The sequence below is a fragment of the Rhizobium sp. Rhizsp82 genome, assembly GCF_047325115.1.
Lineage (GTDB): Bacteria > Pseudomonadota > Alphaproteobacteria > Rhizobiales > Rhizobiaceae > Rhizobium.
Map to the genome: position 1 here is coordinate 1687570 of NZ_CP168570.1, position 17243 is coordinate 1704812.

19 protein-coding genes are annotated in these 17243 nt (G+C 63.3%); 7 read left to right on the forward strand and 12 right to left on the reverse strand.

All coding sequences use genetic code 11. The annotated features are described in order from the left end of the window. The first annotated feature begins 82 nt into the window (after positions 1 to 82). Positions 83 to 1090, forward strand: a complete 1008-nt coding sequence (locus tag ACEN84_RS13015; protein WP_413711301.1) for a DUF4424 domain-containing protein — start codon at positions 83 to 85, stop codon at positions 1088 to 1090. Positions 1091 to 1326: 236 nt separating this feature from the next. Continuing rightward, a complete protein-coding gene (locus tag ACEN84_RS13020; RefSeq protein WP_413711080.1) occupies positions 1327 to 3270 on the forward strand; it encodes a methyl-accepting chemotaxis protein in 1944 nt (647 codons plus the stop codon). A gap of 195 nt (positions 3271 to 3465) precedes the next feature. Here ACEN84_RS13020 and ACEN84_RS13025 read toward each other — a convergent pair whose 3' ends face one another. After that, a complete protein-coding gene (locus ACEN84_RS13025) occupies positions 3466 to 4341 on the reverse strand; it encodes an AraC family transcriptional regulator N-terminal domain-containing protein (RefSeq protein WP_413711081.1) in 876 nt (291 codons plus the stop codon). Positions 4342 to 4510: 169 nt separating this feature from the next. On the opposite strand from ACEN84_RS13025, the gene ACEN84_RS13030 reads away from it, so the two are divergent. Both ACEN84_RS13030 and ACEN84_RS13035 read left to right on the forward strand, forming a co-directional pair. After that, on the forward strand, positions 4511 to 5248 hold the full coding sequence (locus ACEN84_RS13030) for an SDR family oxidoreductase (RefSeq protein ID WP_413711082.1): 738 nt from the start codon (positions 4511 to 4513) through the stop codon (positions 5246 to 5248). Positions 5249 to 5250: 2 nt separating this feature from the next. After that, positions 5251 to 5577 carry an Atu4866 domain-containing protein gene (locus ACEN84_RS13035; RefSeq protein ID WP_413711083.1) on the forward strand — a complete coding sequence of 109 codons (327 nt, stop codon included), beginning with the start codon at positions 5251 to 5253 and terminating at the stop codon, positions 5575 to 5577. Positions 5578 to 5741: 164 nt separating this feature from the next. On the opposite strand, the gene dxs is transcribed toward ACEN84_RS13035, so the two are convergent. The 6 genes from dxs to ACEN84_RS13065 all read right to left on the reverse strand — a co-directional run bounded on the left by dxs (position 5742) and on the right by ACEN84_RS13065 (position 10676). After that, the gene (gene dxs / locus ACEN84_RS13040; RefSeq protein WP_413711084.1) at positions 5742 to 7658 is read right to left on the reverse strand and encodes a 1-deoxy-D-xylulose-5-phosphate synthase; all 1917 of its coding nucleotides are present in this window, start codon (positions 7656 to 7658) and stop codon (positions 5742 to 5744) included. Positions 7659 to 7761: 103 nt separating this feature from the next. Then, positions 7762 to 8685: a pirin family protein gene (locus ACEN84_RS13045; protein WP_413711085.1), complete on the reverse strand. Its 924-nt coding sequence runs from the start codon at positions 8683 to 8685 to the stop codon at positions 7762 to 7764. A gap of 64 nt (positions 8686 to 8749) precedes the next feature. Further along, positions 8750 to 9085 (reverse strand): DUF86 domain-containing protein, encoded by a 336-nt coding sequence (locus tag ACEN84_RS13050; protein ID WP_413711086.1) that lies wholly within the window; start codon positions 9083 to 9085, stop codon positions 8750 to 8752. 16 nt (positions 9086 to 9101) lie between these two features. Beyond that, the gene (locus ACEN84_RS13055) at positions 9102 to 9413 is read right to left on the reverse strand and encodes a nucleotidyltransferase family protein (protein ID WP_413711087.1); all 312 of its coding nucleotides are present in this window, start codon (positions 9411 to 9413) and stop codon (positions 9102 to 9104) included. 73 nt (positions 9414 to 9486) lie between these two features. Next, positions 9487 to 9738 (reverse strand): exodeoxyribonuclease VII small subunit, encoded by a 252-nt coding sequence (locus ACEN84_RS13060; protein WP_025582353.1) that lies wholly within the window; start codon positions 9736 to 9738, stop codon positions 9487 to 9489. Between the two features lie 2 nt (positions 9739 to 9740). Continuing rightward, positions 9741 to 10676, reverse strand: coding sequence for a histone deacetylase family protein (locus ACEN84_RS13065; RefSeq protein ID WP_413711088.1), 936 nt, complete (start codon positions 10674 to 10676; stop codon positions 9741 to 9743). 163 nt (positions 10677 to 10839) lie between these two features. On the opposite strand from ACEN84_RS13065, the gene ACEN84_RS13070 reads away from it, so the two are divergent. Next, on the forward strand, positions 10840 to 11241 hold the full coding sequence (locus ACEN84_RS13070; RefSeq protein ID WP_203429476.1) for an acyl-CoA thioesterase: 402 nt from the start codon (positions 10840 to 10842) through the stop codon (positions 11239 to 11241). On the opposite strand, the gene ACEN84_RS13075 is transcribed toward ACEN84_RS13070, so the two are convergent. The 3 genes from ACEN84_RS13075 to ACEN84_RS13085 are packed head-to-tail and all read right to left on the reverse strand — an operon-like array spanning position 11238 to position 13108. Next, positions 11238 to 11801, reverse strand: coding sequence for a biotin transporter BioY (locus ACEN84_RS13075; RefSeq protein WP_112712947.1), 564 nt, complete (start codon positions 11799 to 11801; stop codon positions 11238 to 11240). The genes ACEN84_RS13070 and ACEN84_RS13075 overlap by 4 nt on opposite strands. 24 nt (positions 11802 to 11825) lie before the next feature. Then, entirely contained in the window at positions 11826 to 12434 is a 609-nt protein-coding gene (locus ACEN84_RS13080) for a CbiQ family ECF transporter T component (RefSeq protein ID WP_413711089.1), read from the reverse strand. Further along, positions 12434 to 13108: an energy-coupling factor ABC transporter ATP-binding protein gene (locus tag ACEN84_RS13085; protein WP_413711090.1), complete on the reverse strand. Its 675-nt coding sequence runs from the start codon at positions 13106 to 13108 to the stop codon at positions 12434 to 12436. Before ACEN84_RS13085 ends, ACEN84_RS13080 begins: the two co-directional genes overlap by 1 nt. 98 nt (positions 13109 to 13206) lie before the next feature. On the opposite strand from ACEN84_RS13085, the gene ACEN84_RS13090 reads away from it, so the two are divergent. Together ACEN84_RS13090 and ACEN84_RS13095 are read left to right on the forward strand one after the other, a co-directional pair. Then, positions 13207 to 14397, forward strand: a complete 1191-nt coding sequence (locus ACEN84_RS13090) for a winged helix-turn-helix domain-containing protein (protein ID WP_413711091.1) — start codon at positions 13207 to 13209, stop codon at positions 14395 to 14397. Positions 14398 to 14548: 151 nt separating this feature from the next. After that, positions 14549 to 14866 (forward strand): KTSC domain-containing protein, encoded by a 318-nt coding sequence (locus tag ACEN84_RS13095; protein WP_413711092.1) that lies wholly within the window; start codon positions 14549 to 14551, stop codon positions 14864 to 14866. A 29-nt stretch (positions 14867 to 14895) separates the two neighbouring features. Here ACEN84_RS13095 and ribB read toward each other — a convergent pair whose 3' ends face one another. Then, complete coding sequence (gene ribB, locus ACEN84_RS13100) at positions 14896 to 15999, reverse strand: 3,4-dihydroxy-2-butanone-4-phosphate synthase (protein WP_112712939.1); 1104 nt, start codon at positions 15997 to 15999, stop codon at positions 14896 to 14898. A gap of 10 nt (positions 16000 to 16009) precedes the next feature. Further along, positions 16010 to 17107, reverse strand: coding sequence for a chorismate synthase (aroC, locus tag ACEN84_RS13105; RefSeq protein WP_413711093.1), 1098 nt, complete (start codon positions 17105 to 17107; stop codon positions 16010 to 16012). Between the last annotated feature and the right edge of the window lie 136 nt (positions 17108 to 17243).

The following is a 17243-nucleotide window of genomic DNA, read 5'->3' on the forward strand; positions in this document are numbered from 1 at the left end:
GCATCGCCGCCGTTGACGCCCGCCGGCACCCGGCGATAATTCCGCCGTTGTCCATGGGGTAGGGGAGTGAGACGGCATGCCGATATCGAGAAGCGTGGCTCTGATCGCCGCCGTCCTGACCGCCGCCCCGGCGCTCGCCAATGATACGATGGCCGAGCTGAAAACAGGCGGCCTGACCTTCATCGAATCTCCTGACGTCAGCATGGAGAGCGAGGCGCTTTTCATCTCGGCCAGGGAAGTGCGCGTCGATTACGTCTTCGAAAGCAGCGCCGGCAAGGATGTCGAGACGCTTGTCGCCTTCCCGATGCCGGATCTGCCGGGCCATGTGGAGAGCGATATCGCCATTGCCGATTCCGGCAAGGACAATTTCCTCGATTTCACGGTGACGCAGGACGGCAAGCCGATCTCGCCGGCATTGCAGCAGCGGGCGATCGCCGCCAGCATCGACGTCACCGATGACCTGAAGGCGCAGAACATTCCGCCGCTCCCCTACGCCGAGGGCACGGCCGCAGCGCTCGAAAAGCTCCCCGACGCGGTCAAGCAGGACTGGCTCTCCCGCGGCCTGCTCTACGACGACGTCTATGACAATGACGGCAGCGGCATGAAGCATCACATGACGCCGCTCTGGACGCTGCGCTCCACCTACTGGTGGAAGACCGTCTTTCCGGCCAGGGCGAAGGTGACGGTCTCGCACCGCTACACGCCGAGCGTCGGCGGCACCGTGGCGATCAGTTTCCTGGAGGATGGCCAGGCCAAGGGGGATCGCTTCGCCGAATATAGCAGCCGCTACTGCATGGACGGAGGCTTCGTCAAAGCCGCGCAGAAACTGGCGAAGGCTGAGGCGAATGGCGGCCCGAACTATACCGAAAGCTGGATTTCCTACATCCTGAAGACCGGCGCCAACTGGAACGGCCCGATCAAAAGCTTCAAGCTGACGCTGGATAAGGGCGACCCGAAAAACCTCATCAGCTTCTGCGGCTCGAACGTCAAGAAAACCGGCCCGACGACATTCGAGATGACGGCGGCGGATTTCTGGCCGGAGCGGGATCTCGATATTCTGATCCTCAACGCGCCCGGGCAGGTCCAGTAAGCGCCGGGGTGGCGCAATATCGCCATCCCCTATTTTTGTGCGGTGCAAACTTAAGCAATTTTAAAGCCGCGCCGCCTAGGTTCGCCCCGATTGCAGTGGTTCGCCTGAATCGCTTTTGCCATGACGGCACGCATTTTCTGCCCGCAAATCATGTTCCTCCCAAATTTCTTAGCCTGCTGCCGTCGCCCCGCGGTGGCCCGATCAGACACGCCGATTATTTGCCAGGAGAATTACCGGTGTTCGCCAATATCTCACTCAAGGGGAAGCTTGCGGCCACGTTCGCAGCCCTCATCGTCATTTTCGTTGCCGTCTCGTCCTTCGTCTATATGAAGGCAAACGCCTCCGCTGAGGCCTCCGCACAGCAGGAAAAATCCGAGCTGCTCGTCAACCAGGTAGACGACGCGCTGCAGGCCATGCTCGAGCAGGCCGTCAATCTGCGCGGCTTCATCCTCTTCCGCTCCGACAGCACCTATGGCGATATCTTCGCCAACCGCGAGCGCATGCTCAAGGCGATTGCCGCCGCCAAGCAAACCGCTGCCGGCGAGCCTGAAATCCTCGACATGATCGACGGCATGCAGAAGGCTGCCGACATCTATTTCCATGAGCTCGCCGAGCCGCAGGCCAAGGCCCGCAAGGAAACCGAAACCCCGATCGCCGATGTCGTCAAGATCGGCGTCAATGCCACCAAGGGCCAGCTCGACGGCTTCCGTCAGGCTTCCGCCAAGATCAAGGCTGCCGCCCGCGACAAGTCCGCTGAGCTCGCCGCCATCCAGGCCGATGCCGATAGCGACCTGAACAGCACGCTGCTCTTCGGCGGTATCGGCGCCTCGCTTGCCGCTGCCGTTCTTGCATGGCTGCTGTCGCGCGCCATCGTCCAGCCGATCATCGGCATGACCACGGCGATGAGCCGCCTTGCCGATGGCCATCACAATGTCGACGTTCCCGCCCTCGACCGCCGCGACGAAGTCGGCCGCATGGCCCAGTCGGTTCTGGTCTTCAAGGAAGCTGCCGCCGAAAAGCTGCGCCTGTCGGGCGAAACCGACCGCATGCGCAGTGAAGCCGAGCGTCAGCGCCTGCTCTCTGATGAGGACAAGGCCCGCGAAGCCGCCGACATCCGTTTCGTCGTCGATGGTCTGGCAACCGGCCTGTCGAATCTCGCAAACGGCGATGTCGCAAGCCGCATCACTTCGCCGTTCTCTCAGCAGTTCGATGGTCTGCGCACCGACTTCAACCATGCTGCCGAAAAGCTGCAGGCGACCCTGCAGGCCGTCGGCCGCAACGCCTCGGCGATCAATGCCGGTGCTGGCGAAATCCGCTCGGCTGCCGACGATCTCGCCCGCCGCACCGAACAGCAGGCCGCAGCGGTCGAAGAGACCGCCGCAGCCCTCGAAGAGGTCACCACCACCGTCCGCGACAGCGCCAAGCGCGCCGAAGATGTCGGTCATCTGGTCGAGCGTGCCCGCGTGGGCGCCGAACGCTCCGGCGACGTTGTCCGCAAGGCCGTCACCGCCATGGAGCAGATCGAGAAGTCTTCGGGCGAGATCAGCAACATCATCGGCGTCATCGACGATATCGCCTTCCAGACCAACCTCCTGGCGCTGAATGCCGGTGTCGAAGCCGCCCGCGCTGGTGAAGCCGGCAAGGGCTTTGCCGTCGTCGCCCAGGAAGTCCGTGAGCTGGCCCAGCGCTCCGCGCAGGCAGCCAAGGAAATCAAGGCGCTGATCAACACCTCGGGCGAACAGGTCAATACCGGCGTGTCGCTCGTCGACCAGACCGGCAAGGCGCTGGCCGAGATCGTCAACGAGGTCCAGGAGATCAACCGCCACGTCGGCGCTATCGTCACCGCCACCCGCGAACAGTCGATCGGCCTGCAGGAGATCAACACCGCCGTCAACAACATGGACCAGGGCACGCAGCAGAATGCCGCCATGGTCGAGGAACAGACGGCGGCCAGCCACTCGCTGGCCCAGGAAGCAGCATCTCTCGATGCCCTGCTGCACCAGTTCAAGCTCGGTGCCGCCGCAGCCGTCGCCGTCGCCCCGCGCGCCGTCATCGCCCAGCCGGCCTCCCGCTCGGTCGCCTCTCCGGCCCGCGCGCTGAACAACCGCGTCGCCAGCGCTTTTGGCGGCCGCGCTGCAACGGCCGCTGCTGTTGTGCAGGAAGATTGGGAAGAGTTTTGAGACCAGCCTGATTATCTAAGATGGGGCCTCCGAAGGAAACTTTGGGGGCCTTTTGTTTTGGGCGCTTGCGTGGCCCCCTCATCCGGCTGCCGCCACCTTCTCCCCGAGGGGGTCCGAAGGACGGGTCGAGACCGTTGGCTCGACCCCGGTGGGCAGGGTGAGGGGGCTCCGGGGCGCGACAGTAACTACCGAGGCCTACCCCGCCACCACCCGCATCCGCTCCACATCCCGCCGCGGCGGCACGCTATGCACGCGCACATAATCCCGGCTGAACTGCGAAGGGCTATCATACCCCACGCGAAACCCCGCTTCCGCCGCCGTCAGCCCCTCGGTCACCATCAACCGCCGCGCCTCCTGCAATCTCAGCTGCGTGCGAAACTGCAGCGGGCTCATCGCCATCACCGATTTGAAATGCTCGTAGAAGGTCGAGGCGCTCATGCCTGCCACCGAGGCGAGATGCTCGATCGCGAAGGGCTCGCTGAAATTCTTGCGGATGAAGTCTACTGCCCGGCCGATCTGGTTCAGCCGGCTTTCGCGATTGGCGATCTGCCTCAGCAGCGGCGCCTGCGGGCCGCGGATCAGGCGGTAGAGCATCTCGCGCTCGATCATCGGCGCCAGCACACCGGCATCCTCGGGCGCATCCAGCAGCTGCAGCATCCGCACGGCAGCATCGAGCAGCTCCGGCGTCGAAGCGCTGACGCCGGCTGCCGCACTCTCGTTCGCCTTGTTTTCCGCCGCAGGCATCAGCTCCGCCAGCATGCCGCGATCGAGCTGCACCCGCATGCAGAGATAGGGCCGGTCGGCGCTCGCCTCGACGACGGCGCCGATGACCGGCAGGTCGACGCCGACGACGAGGTAATGAGCACTGTCATAGACATGCACCCTGTCGCCCACCACCGCGCGTTTTCGTCCCTGCGCCACGATGCAGCAGGAGGGCTCGTACATCGTGTGGATCGGCTCGGTCTTCGCCGAGGATCGTATGATCCCGACGCGCGGCAGGGCGGTATCGAAGCTGCCGTCGGTTCCGGCATGGCGATCGATCAATTCTGCAAGCTGGGCAATCTTTTCCATGAGAACAGCATGACCGGCAGCGGCGCAAATGCCAAGCCGTGACGCTCCGCTTCCGGAAGATCGTACAAGAAATCCGGAGAAGCCTGCTACCGGCCGGTGCCATCAAGCGACCATTCTCTGCCGGGGCCGCACCCGGCGGCCTTCACAGTCACAGCATGAGGAAGAAGACATGACCGGCATCAAAGGCAAGACAGTTCTGATCACCGGCGCCAGCAGCGGCATCGGCGCCGCAACCGCCCGCGAACTTGGCGCCGCCGGCGCCAGGCTCGTCATCGGCGCAAGGCGGACCGACCGGCTGGAGGCGCTCGCAACCGAAATCCGCAATCAAGGCGGCACCGTCGAATTCCGCGCCCTCGACGTCACCGACCGCGCCGATATGGAGGCCTTCGCCAGGGCGGCGATCGATGCCTTCGGCCGCATCGACGTGCTCGTCAACAATGCCGGCGTCATGCCGCTATCGCTGATGTCGTCGCTGAAGGTCGAGGAATGGGACCGGATGATCGACGTCAACATCAAGGGCGTGCTCTATGGTATCGCGGCCGTCTTGCCGATCATGAATGCGCAGGAAAGCGGCCAGATCATCAACGTTTCCTCGATCGGCGGCCTCGCGGTGTCGCCGACCGCGGCGGTCTATTGCGCCACCAAGTTTGCGGTGCGGGCGATTTCGGATGGCCTGCGCCAGGAAAACCGCAAGCTCCGCGTCACCTGCATCAATCCCGGCGTCGTCGAATCCGAACTCGCCAGCACCATCACCGAGCCCTTCGCGAAGGATGCCATGGCCACCTACCGCGCCATCGCGCTGAAGGGCGATGCGATCGCCCGCGCCATCCGCTTCGCGATCGAGCAGCCCGACGACGTCGATACCAACGAGATCACCATCCGCCCCACCGCCAACGCGGCGATCTGATCATGCGCGGGCTCTCTCTGATAACAGGCGCCGCCCTCTGCGGCGCCACCCTTGCCTTCGCCAATGACCAGGAGACTAAAATGCAGACCCATCCCTATATCGGCATGTGGATCACCGCCGACGGCCATATCCGCCAGGAACTATTGCCGAACGGCCGCTACGACGAAGCCCGCGGCACCCGCAAGAGCGCCTACCAGGGACGCTACGAGGTAGACGGCGACCATATCGAATACTGGGACGACACTGGCTTCACCGCCGACGGCGATTTCATCGACGGCGTGCTGCACCATGGCGGGATGGTGTTTTATCGGGATGGGATGGTGGAGTAGCTCTGACGCGGAGGTGGTGCCCGCGGCCCCCTCATCCGGCCCTATGGGCCACCTTCTCCCCGCGGGGGAGAAGGGATCGGAGACGTTGCGGCAATTCCCTTCTCCCCTCGGGGAGAAGGTGCCCGAAGGGCGGATGAGGGGGCTCCGGGTAGGGAGTTTCAGACTTATCCAGCAACCCCAACCGCAACACTGCGGCCAAGCGCCTTGAATACCGTCGAAACGATCCCGGCGCGATCGAGCCCTGCATGGGCATTCATCGCCTCGGGCTTTGCCTGCTCCATCCAGATATCGGGCATGACCAGCGAGCGCACCTTCAGGCCGTTATCAAGCAGACCTTCCATCGCCAGGAACTGCATGACGTGGCTGCCGAAGCCGCCGATGGAGCCTTCCTCGATGGTGATCAGGATTTCGTGGTGGGCGGCGAGCTGGCGGATCAGGTCGTGGTCGAGCGGCTTGGCAAAGCGCGCGTCGGCAACGGTGGTAGACAGACCGGCCGCATCGAGATCTTCGGCGGCAAGCAGGCTGTCGGCGAGGCGCGTGCCGAAGGAGAGCAGCGCCACCTTGGTGCCTTCCTTGACGATGCGGCCCTTGCCGATCTGCAGGATTTCACCGCGAACGGGCATTTCTACGCCGACACCTTCGCCACGCGGATAGCGGAACGAGATCGGACCGGCATCATAGGCAGCGGCGGTACGCACCATATGCTTCAGTTCCGCCTCGTCGGCCGCCGCCATCACGACGAAGCCCGGAAGTGCCGCCAGGAAAGTCGTGTCGAAGGAACCCGCATGCGTCGGCCCATCGGCGCCGACGAAGCCGGCGCGGTCGATCGGGAAACGCACCGGCAGTCCCTGGATCGCCACGTCGTGCACCACCTGGTCATAGGCGCGCTGCAGGAAGGTGGAATAGAGCGCGGCAAACGGCTTGTAGCCTTCGGCGGCGAGGCCGGCAGCGAAGGTCACAGCATGCTGCTCGGCAATGCCGACATCGAAACAGCGGGCCGGATAGAGGCTCGCCAGCTTGTCGAGGCCGGTGCCGTTCGGCATAGCGGCCGTGATGCCGACGATCTTGTCGTCGAGTTCGGCTTCCTGCACCAGCGCTTCGGCGAAGACGCTCGTATAGCTCGGCGCATTCGGCTTCACCTTCGCCTGTGCGCCGGTGATGACGTCGAACTTGTTGACGCCGTGATACTTGTCGGCCGCAGCTTCGGCCGGCGGATAGCCCTTGCCCTTCTGGGTCACGACATGGATCAGCACCGGGCCTTCCGCATGGTCGCGCACATTGCGCAGAACCGGCAGCAGGTGTTCGAACGAGTGCCCGTCGATCGGGCCGATATGGTAGAAACCCATCTCCTCGAACATCGTCCCGCCGGTCACATAGCCGCGCGCATGCTCGACGGCGCGGGTGATGGCGCGGTCGACCTTCTTGCCGAGATAGGCGGTCAGCTTCTTGCCGAAGTCGCGGAAGCCCATATAGGTGCGCCCGGAGGCGAGACGCGCCAGATAGGCGCTCATCGCGCCGGTCGGCGGAGCGATCGACATGTCGTTGTCGTTGAGGATGACGATCAGCCGCGCGTCGAGTGCGCCGGCATTGTTCAGCGCCTCATAGGCCATGCCCGCCGACATTGCGCCGTCGCCGATGACGGCGATCACGCGCTTGTCGGTCTGGTCGAGTTCGGCGGCGACGGCCATGCCGAGACCGGCGGAAATCGAGGTCGAGGAATGCGCGGCGCCGAAGGGGTCGTATTCGCTCTCGGCACGGCGGGTGAAGCCGGAGAGGCCGTTTTCCTGGCGCAGCGTACGAATGCGGTCGCGGCGGCCGGTCAGGATTTTGTGCGGATAACACTGGTGGCCGACATCGAAGATCAGCCGGTCGTCGGGCGTGTTGAAAACGCTGTGGATGGCGATCGTCAGCTCGACGACGCCAAGCCCTGCACCCAGATGTCCGCCGGTGCGCGACACGGCGTCGATCATCTCGTCGCGAACCTCGCGTGCGAGCTGCGGCAGCTCGCGGTCATCGAGCTTGCGCAGGTCGGCTGGAAGCTTGACCTGATCGAGCAGCGGTGTCTTCGGCGGTTGTGTCACGGGCGGGCGCTCTTTCTTATCATTCTCGGAGATGCTTATTCCGATTAAATTGCGGCGAAACAAGTGCGTTTCAAGAACCGCAACCGCTCCATTCTAGAGAAGTTCAGCCTTCAGGCAAAGGCACGAATTCCTCTTCATCCCCCGGAACGATGTCAAAACGGCCGGTGCGCCACTCTTCCTTGGCCTTCTCGATCCGCTCTTTCGACGATGAGACGAAGTTCCACCAGATATAGCGCTTGGAGTTCAGCGCCGCGCCGCCGAAGAGCATCAGGTGACAGCCCTGTTCGCCCGCCTCGAGCGTGATGGCATCGCCGGGACGGAATACCAGCAGCTGATCGGCCGCAAACCGGTCGCCGGCAATCACCACCTCGCCGGAGAGAACGTAGACGGCGCGCTCTTCATGCGCAGCACCGAAGGGGAATTTCGCTCCCGGCTGCAGGCTGATATCGGCATAGAGCGTATCGGTGAAAACCTTCACCGGCGACTTCAGCCCCTCGAAGGAGCCGATCACCACGCGCCCGGTCACGCCGCCATCGTCGATAACAGGCATGTCGCCCTTTTCGGTATGGGTGAACTCCGGGTTCATCTCTTCCTTTTCATCGGGCAGCGCCAGCCAGGTCTGCAGCCCGGACATCGCCAGCGGATGTCCGCGCAGATTGTCTGGAGTGCGCTCCGAATGCACGATGCCGCGCCCCGCGGTCATCAGGTTGATATCACCGGGGCGGATCACCTTCTCGGTGCCGAGGCTGTCGAGATGGCGGATCTCGCCGTCGAAGAGATAGGTGACCGTCGAAAGCCCGATATGCGGATGCGGCTTCACATCCAGCGCCTCGTCGGGCCTGAGGATCGCCGGCCCCATCCGGTCGAAGAAGATGAACGGCCCCACCAGCCGCCGCTGCCTGGTCGGCAGCGCGCGACGCACCTGGAATCCGCCGATATCGCTGGTGCGCGGAATGATCAGATTCTCGATCGCATCACAGGCAAAGGCATCGCCGGGCAGGGGATCTTTACCGGGGAAGAAGGACATGGCGGTTTCCTCTAAATACCAGCGAGATCCGGAACATGCGGATAGCGCGACGCGATTTCAATGGTCAGAGCGTTTCCTGCTCTTCAGGATAATGGGCAAGGAAAGATGTAAGCTCGGCGAGCAGAAGTGGAAGCGGATCGGTGGCGGCGTTCCAGATCACAGTATCGATAACGCCGCGGTAGTCGTGGCGAAGCACATTGCCGAAATGACGCATCGCCAGCCAGTCGTGAGCCGGAAACAGTTCTTCGGCCAAGGGTCCCAGTTTGACGGCTGCTTCCGATATCCTGGCAAAGCAGCGCTCAGTCGCATCGCGAACGAGGCGATTCTCGCGGTAGGCTTTCAGGTCCATGCCTCGGATATAGTCCAAAACGGCCTCCCCATTCTCGACGATGTCGCGCATCCGCGTCAGGGGGCGTTTAGAAGGCAACAGTGCGGTCCTGTTCCACGTTCAGGCGAAACCGCTCTTTCTCCAGGGGCTCGGCGATTACATCCACCTTGTGGAAGCCTGTGATCTCGGTGATCTTGTCTTCCAGGTTCGCGATCGCGCTGAAGTAACCGAGACCCGATTTCATAACGGGGTCGCTCAGCTTGACGAGGATGTCGAGGTCCGATTCCGGTGTCGCTTCACCGCGTGCCACGGAGCCAAAGATAGACATATGCTCCGCACCTGCGGCGCGCAGCTCATCTTCGTGCTCTCGGAGCTTGGCGATGACCGTATCCTTGTCCATGCCAAGCAATATAGGGAATTTGCGTTGTCCGGTCGAGTGCCACTCTGGGGTGCATTCATCCGGCTGCCGCCAATCAAGCCCCGTCGAGAGGCTCCACCCCCTGCGGCTTGCCTGACCTGTCGAGGCGGATCTTCTCGATACGGTTTTCGGCCGCGGAAAGCAGCGTCTCGCAATGCTTCTTCAGCGCTTCGCCGCGCTCGTAGATCTCGATGGATTCATCCAGCGCCACGTCGCCGCGTTCCAGGCGCGCGACGATGCTTTCGAGTTCGGCCACGGCCTTTTCGAAGGAAAGACCTGATACCTCAGGCTTGGCGCTGTCAGTCATACTCAACCCTTCATCAATCGAAGCACATGCAGCCCGGCCGATTCGGCTAGACCTTCGAGATCATAGCCGCCTTCCAGCAGGCTGACGACCCGGTTGGAGGCGCTTTTGTCGGCTATCTCCAGCAATCTTCCGGTTGCCCAGTCGAAATCCTCGCCGACGAGATTGATCTGCGCCAGGGGATCGCGGTGATGGGCGTCGAAGCCGGCGGAGATGATGATCAGGTCCGGCCGGAAGTCGTTGAGCGCCGGCAGCACGCGGGACTTGAAGGCCTCGCGGAAATGGTCGCTGCCGACATTCGGCGAAAGCGGCGCATTGACGATCGTGCCGTGCTTGCCGCTTTCGTCCTTGGCGCCGGACCCGGGATAAAGCGGCATCTGGTGCGTCGAGCAGAACAGCACCGAGGGATCGTCCCAGAAGATGTCCTGCGTGCCGTTGCCGTGATGCACGTCCCAATCGACGATCGCGACGCGCTCGGCGCCATAGCGCTTCTGCGCGTGGCGGGCGGCAATCGCGGCATTGTTGAAGAAGCAGAAGCCCATCGCCTTGTTCTTCTCGGCGTGATGGCCGGGCGGACGCGCCGCGACGAAGACATTGTCGGCCTTGCCGGTGAACACGTCATCGACAGCGGCCATCGCCCCGCCGACGCCGGTCAAGACCGCCTGCAGGCTCTTGGCGCTGGCATAGGTATCGGCTTCAAGCTGGTTGATTTCGCCTTCTTCTTCGGGGATCTGCCGCATCACGGCGAAGAGGTGCTCTTCGGGATGCGCCAGCAGCACCGCGTCCTCATTGGCCTGCGGCGCCTCCTTGCGGTCCAGCCGCTCGAAATTCGGATGGCCGAGCGCGACATTGATGGCACGCATGCGGTCCGGCCGCTCCGGATGGCCGTCCGGTGTCACATGTTCGAGGAAGATCGGATGTTCGTAAAGACGGGTGCTCATGGCGAAATACTTATCCTCTGGCCCTGTCATGATCCACAGCAGATGGTGCTGAGGCGGGCTATTTCAACAGACACATGCTGTCGCAACCACGTCACCGCAAGCGTTTACTTCACCTCCGCCCGGGCCTAGTCTTGCTCGTGATGGCAGGGGGAGCCGGCAGACGATGGTGAAGGCAGCGCGCTCGAACAGAGAGCAGATCCGCATTCCGTTCCGTGACGTGGACATGAACGGGCAGATGTTTCTCGCCTCATACATTTCCTATGCCGAATCCGCGCTGGCCGGTTTCTGGTCGATGCGGCCGGAACTCGCCGATGAGCCGCTCTACATCGCCTGCAAGGTCTCCTGCACGCTGCACCGTCCGTTGCGATACGAAGAGGACGCGGTCTTCACCGCCGCCGTCGACAAGATCGGCCTGAGGTCCGTCGGCTTCGTGGTCGCCGTCGATGCGGATGGAGAGCGTGCCGCCGAAGTGGAGATCACCTGGCAGGCCCGCAGCCGCGAGATCGGCGAGCCAGTCTCGCTGCCTGAAGAGACGCGCGACTGGCTCTACACGTTTCTCGATTAGGCGCGAACCGGCAGCAGCGGATAGCCGACCATGACGGCGCGGCCGACGAGGGCTGCGACGAAGGCCTTGGCGACATCGCCGGGCACGAAGGCCATGGAGCCGACAAAGGCTTGCTCGAGGCTGACACCACCGGCAATCGCCAGATAGATGATCCCGAAGGCATAGAGAACGACGATCCCGCCGATCATCGCCGACAGGAAGAAGCCGACGGTCTGGACGAGACCGGACTGCTCGGCCTTGACGAGGCGCTCGCTGAGATAGCCAGTGGTGAAGGCGGCAAACAGCCAGCCGATAAGGAAGCCGGTGGTCGGCGCCGCAAAGGCGGCAAGTCCGCCGCGGCCGCCCGAAAGAACCGGCAGGCCGATGGCGACGAGCACCCAGACGATCAACACGGCGATCGAGCCACGGCGCGCGCCGAGCACGACACCGGCCATCATCACGCCCATCGACTGCGCGGTGATCGGTACCGGAATGAAGCCGAGGGTGATCGGCGGCAGGATGCCGAGCGCGACGATGATCGCGGCAAAAAGGGCAGACAAGACAAGGTCGCGGGTGCTCATTATGGGCTCCGTGTTTACGATCGGTTAACTGACATGCCGCCGAATGCCGCGCGCGTCAATCGCCGCGGCAATGTTATCCGCATCTCTGAGGGTGAGGATGATCAGCGGCGCAAGCAGCGTCACCGGCCGCACCTTGATGCCGCGCGCCGCATGCGCTTCCTTGATCGCCTGATAGCGCCCGAGGATTTCAGGCACGAAACGCACGACAAGCCCGACGGCGAGACCGACATCATTAGCCTGCACCAGCCCGATCCGCTCGAGCGGCCGCGCCAGCAGGGTGATCTCGTCGATGAATTCGGCAATCGTGGTCGTGGCGGTCACGGCCGCCGCAAAGAACATCAGCGATGTCAGCCGCAGCAGCGCCACGACCGCGCCATGCCAAGGATTGAAGGCAAGGCTGAACAGCGCAACGATGGCGATCGTCAGCAGCACCGGCTTCAGCCGGTCGAGCGCCTGCGCAAGGGGAATGCCGAGCCGAAAATAGATGGCTGCCGTCGCCAGCACCGCAAATGACAGCAGCGGTATCTCGCGCGTCGTGAACAGGATGACGCCGAGGATCGCGAGCACCACGAGCTTGGCACGCGCCGGCAGGCGGTGCATGACGCTCTCTCCCTCGACGTAGAGCGACTGCATCAGCGGGCGACCTCCCTGTAGCGCGCGATCGCATCGGCGGCAGGCGCATCGGCGGCAAGCGTGCCCTCGTGGAAGACCAGCACCCGGCCGAAATCGGCGATCAGCTCGAGATCATGGGTAATGACGATCGCATTTTCCGGCAGCCCCTCGATCAGCCGCTGCACCAGCGCCCGGTTCTTTAGGTCCAGCTGGTTGGTCGGTTCGTCGAGAATGAGAATGTCAGGACCGGTGACCAGCACTGCCGCCAGCGCCGCAATCTGCAATTCGCCGCCGGAAAGTTCATGCGCCCGGCGTGGCGCCAGATGCGCGGCGCCGAAACGCGAGAGGACGGCTTCTACCTTCGCGTCGATCTCGCCCTTCGCAACGCCGCGGCTCTTCAGCCCAAAGGCGATGTCGTCCTTGACGATAGGCAGGATGATCTGGTTCTGCGGCTGCTGGAAGATGAAGCCGACATCGGAAAGCGCGCCGCGCTCGCCCGCCGTATCGCGGCCATTGACGAGAACGCGCCCTGCCGTCGGCTTCGCCAGCCCGTTGATCAGCCGCGCGAAGGTGGTCTTGCCGGAGCCGTTCAGGCCGATGATGCCTATGCGGTTTTCGCTCAGCTGCAAGGTCAGCGGTGCCAGTGCCTGGCGCGCGCCATAGCTGACCGAAGCCTCTTCGAAACGGATGTCCAAATGCAGTCCCTCATCCTTCTGGCGCTCGCTTCTATAGCGGCGGCGCCAAAAGTGCAAAAGCGGGTGGCTAGGAAGATTTTCCGGCATATGATGCCGTCATGACGAATCTGCTCTCGAATGCCGATGCCCGCCGCGTCTTCATCGCCAAGCAGGGCCTGAGTACTCCGCCCAACCGCGCCTTGACCAAGGACGGGCTCCTGCAGCTCATCCACGATCTCGGCTTCGTCCAGGTCGACAGCATCCAGACGGTGGAACGCGCCCACCACCAGATCCTGTTCTCCCGCAACCAGACCTATCGCCGCGAACACCTGACCTCGCTGCTGGAGAAGGATGGCGCGCTCTTCGAACACTGGACGCATGACGCCTCGATCCTGCCGAGCAGCTTCTTCAAGTACTGGAAGCACAAGTTCGTCCAGCAGGAGGAGGTGCTGGTCGAGCGCTGGCGCAAATGGCAGGGCGAGGGCTTCGAACACGCTTTCGAGGAAACCTATGACCGCGTCGTCCAGAACGGCGCGATCCTCGCGCGGGACATCAAGGCGGACGATCACGTTTCCGGCGGCTGGTGGAACTGGCATCCGAACAAGACGGCGCTTGAATATTTCTGGCACACCGGCAAGTTCGCCATCGCCGGGCGCTCGAATTTCCAGAAGATCTACGACCTCGTCGAGCGCGTCATCCCCGACGAGTTCCGCGAGCAGGAAGTCAGCCGCGAGGAATTTGTCGACTGGGCCTGCCGCAGTGCGCTGACGCGTCTGGGCTTCGCCACATCAGGCGAGATAGCGGCCTTCTGGCGGCTGATCTCGCCGGAGGAAGCGAAGGCCTGGGTCACCGCCCATCGCGACGAACTCACCGAAGTGATCATCGAACCCGCGCTTGGCGGCAAGCCGCGCCCCTCTTGGGCGCTCGCGGAATTTCCCGCGGAGATCGCCGACTTCCCCGAGCCGCCGGCCCGCATCCGCGTGCTCAGCCCCTTCGACCCGATGATCCGCGACCGCAACCGCACCGAACGCCTCTTCGGCTTCTTCTACCGCATCGAGATCTTCGTGCCCGAGCCGAAGCGTGAATATGGCTACTACGTCTTCCCGCTGCTGGAGGGCGACAAGCTCATCGGTCGCATCGACATGAAGGCTGACAGGAAGAAGGGCACGCTGGATGTGAAGCGTCTGTGGCTTGAGCCGGGTGTGCGGGCCTCCGCCGGACGTCTCGACAGGCTTGCTGCCGAGCTCGACCGCGTCGCCCGCTTTGCCGGCGTGGAGCGCGTGATCCTTGCTGACGGCTGGCTCGGGTAGTCAATGCCAATTGATTGAATTTTAAGAAGTTTTTTCGAAATTACTCGACGTTAATCTTGACGCCGGTTTACCATGCCCGTGCCGAACTTGTTAAGCACCGTTCCCCTACGGTTGGCGCATGAAAACGCACCCCATCAGATACGCCGCATTGTTGGCTTGGAACGACCTGGGCCGCAGGGTCAGGGCTCTGATCCGCAACCGCCGCGACGCCCGTGCCGCGGCGGCCTCAACTGTCTCGATGGGCGAACAGCGAGAGCCGATGAAGCCGGTCGCGGTAAAGTCGGCGCTGATCGACGCGGTCTATTTCAGCCAGCAGGACGGCCGTCTTCGCGTCTGCCTTAGCAACGGCGAGGACCGGACCTTCGAGGGCGTCAACGAGGCGCATGTCATTGCCATGGTCACCTCGCAATCGCCGGGCAAATATTACATGCGCAACGTCCGCCCCCGCTTCAAGCGTATCGCTGCCTGAGCGCGGGCGTTTAAGCACATCTGCTGTGATCAGCCGAGTTCAGTCTTGGTGATCTTGATCCCAAAACCCTCGAGCCCGACATAGTGCCGCTCGCGGGTGGTCAAGAGCTTGATAGAGGTCACGCCGAGATCCTTCAGGATCTGTGCGCCGAGACCGATTTCCAGCCATTCGCTCTCGCGCGTTGCTGCCTCGGCATGCGACTCGCGGCCCTGGCTGCGGGCTTTGCGGCCGTTGTCGATATGGCCGACGCCGACGGAGCCTTCGCGCAGATACACGATGATGCCGCGGCCTTCCTCGGCGATCTTCTGCATATAGTGGTCGACAGGGCTCTTCTTGCCGAACAGGTCCTCGGCGACGTTCTCCGGATGCAGGCGCACCGGAATGTCGATACCGTCGCGGATGTCACCGAAGACGACGGCGAGGTGCTGCATCGGATCCCAGGGCAGCGAATAGGTATGCGCCTTGGCCTTGCCGAACGGCGTCTCGATGTCGAAGCTCTGGCCGAGCTCGATCAGCGTTTCCTTGCGCTGGCGGTAGGCGATCAGATCGGCGACCGACACCTGCTTGAGGCCGTGTTCTTCCGCAAAGCTGCTCACCTGGGGGCCGCGCATCACGGTGCCGTTGTCATTGACGAGCTCGCTGATGACGCCGATCAACGGCAGGCCGGCGAGCTTGCAGAGGTCAACAGCGGCTTCCGTATGGCCGGAGCGCATTAGCACGCCGCCTTCGCGGGCAATCAGCGGGAAGATGTGGCCCGGGCGGACGAAATCGGCCGCACCCACATTCGGGTTGGCGAGGTTGCGCACCGTCAGCGTGCGGTCGTCGGCGGAAATGCCCGTCGTCGTGCCATGCTTGAAATCGACCGAAACGGTGAAGGCCGTCGTATGCGCCGAGTCGTTTTCGGCGACCATGGCGTTCAGGTTCAGGCGCTTGGCCTCTTCCTTCGGCATCGGCGTGCAGACGATGCCAGACGTGTGGCGGACGATGAAGGCCATCTTCTCCGGCGTGCAATGCACGGCAGCGACGATCAGGTCGCCTTCGTTCTCGCGGTCATCGTCGTCCATGACGACAACGATCTCGCCGGCTTCGAAGGCACGGATGGCATCGACGACACGCTTCTGATCGTAAGGCATGGGGTAATTCCTATTTCAACCGGCCGGTCTGGCCGCGGTCGCGGAGATAGTGATCGGCAATGGCGCATGCAACCATCGCCTCGCCGATCGGCACGGCGCGGATGCCGACGCAGGGGTCGTGACGGCCCTTGGTGCGCACATCGACATTCTTGCCGTCGGCATCGATCGACTGGCGCTCGGTCAGGATCGACGAGGTCGGCTTGATGGCGAAGCGGGCGATGACCGGCTGGCCGGTAGAAATGCCGCCCAGGATGCCGCCGGCGTGGTTGGACAGGAACAGCGGCTTGCCGTCATTGCCCATGCGCATCTCGTCGGCATTCTCTTCGCCGGTGATTTCGGCCGCGCCGAAGCCGTTGCCGATCTCGACGCCCTTGACGGCATTGATCGACATCAGCAGCGAGGCGATGTCCTGGTCGAGCTTGGCATAGATCGGCGCGCCGAGGCCTGCCGGAACATTCTCGGCGACGACTTCGACGACGGCGCCGACCGACGAGCCGTTCTTGCGGATGCCGTCGAGATATTCTTCCCAGACCGGAACGATCGCCGCGTCAGGCGCAAAGAACGGGTTCTTGTCGACCTGATCCCAATCCCAGTTCTGGCGGTTGATCTTGTGCTTGCCGATCTGGATCAGCGCCGCACGCACCTTCATGTCGGGAACGACGAGACGGGCGATGCCGCCGGCGGCGACACGGGCCGCGGTCTCGCGCGCCGAGGAGCGCCCGCCGCCGCGATAGTCGCGGATGCCGTATTTCACGTCATAGGTATAATCGGCATGGCCCGGCCGATACTGGCGGGCGATCTCGCCGTAATCCTTGGAGCGCTGGTCGGTGTTCTCGATCAGCATGGAGATCGGCGTGCCCGTCGAGATCATCGTCTCGTCGTCCTCGTCCAGCATCACGCCGGAGAGCACCTTCACCAGATCGGCCTCGCGGCGCTGGGTGACGAAACGCGACTGGCCGGGCTTGCGCTTGTCGAGCCAGACCTGGATGTCCTCGAGCTTGAAGCGCAGGCCGGGCGGCGTGCCATCGACGACGCAGCCGAGGGCCGGCCCATGGCTTTCGCCCCAGGTCGTGACGCGGAAAAGATGACCGAATGTATTATGCGACATGTGGTACCGACCAATGCGCGCCGAACGGACCGTTGCCGGCAGCGCCAACCTTTAGAATTCGGGGTCACTCATAGGCCAAAAAGCCAGGCGGGCAAACGCCTTTCTTTGCCGAAATGCGGGCGGATCTGAGAATGAT

Excerpts from the sequence above, each read along its gene's own strand:
- ACEN84_RS13025 (WP_413711081.1), bottom strand. The coding sequence starts at position 4,341 with ATGGAAAAGATTGCCCAGCTTGCAGAATTGATCGATCGCCATGCCGGA.
- ACEN84_RS13030 (WP_413711082.1), top strand. The coding sequence starts at position 4,511 with ATGACCGGCATCAAAGGCAAGACAGTTCTGATCACCGGCGCCAGCAGC.
- ACEN84_RS13035 (WP_413711083.1), top strand. The coding sequence starts at position 5,251 with ATGCGCGGGCTCTCTCTGATAACAGGCGCCGCCCTCTGCGGCGCCACC.
- ACEN84_RS13045 (WP_413711085.1), bottom strand. The coding sequence starts at position 8,685 with ATGTCCTTCTTCCCCGGTAAAGATCCCCTGCCCGGCGATGCCTTTGCC.
- ACEN84_RS13050 (WP_413711086.1), bottom strand. The coding sequence starts at position 9,085 with ATGCGCGACATCGTCGAGAATGGGGAGGCCGTTTTGGACTATATCCGA.
- ACEN84_RS13055 (WP_413711087.1), bottom strand. The coding sequence starts at position 9,413 with ATGGACAAGGATACGGTCATCGCCAAGCTCCGAGAGCACGAAGATGAG.
- ACEN84_RS13060 (WP_025582353.1), bottom strand. The coding sequence starts at position 9,738 with ATGACTGACAGCGCCAAGCCTGAGGTATCAGGTCTTTCCTTCGAAAAG.
- ACEN84_RS13065 (WP_413711088.1), bottom strand. The coding sequence starts at position 10,676 with ATGAGCACCCGTCTTTACGAACATCCGATCTTCCTCGAACATGTGACA.
- ACEN84_RS13070 (WP_203429476.1), top strand. The coding sequence starts at position 10,840 with ATGGTGAAGGCAGCGCGCTCGAACAGAGAGCAGATCCGCATTCCGTTC.
- ACEN84_RS13075 (WP_112712947.1), bottom strand. The coding sequence starts at position 11,801 with ATGAGCACCCGCGACCTTGTCTTGTCTGCCCTTTTTGCCGCGATCATC.
- ACEN84_RS13080 (WP_413711089.1), bottom strand. The coding sequence starts at position 12,434 with ATGCAGTCGCTCTACGTCGAGGGAGAGAGCGTCATGCACCGCCTGCCG.
- ACEN84_RS13090 (WP_413711091.1), top strand. The coding sequence starts at position 13,207 with ATGACGAATCTGCTCTCGAATGCCGATGCCCGCCGCGTCTTCATCGCC.
- ribB (WP_112712939.1), bottom strand. The coding sequence starts at position 15,999 with ATGCCTTACGATCAGAAGCGTGTCGTCGATGCCATCCGTGCCTTCGAA.
- aroC (WP_413711093.1), bottom strand. The coding sequence starts at position 17,107 with ATGTCGCATAATACATTCGGTCATCTTTTCCGCGTCACGACCTGGGGC.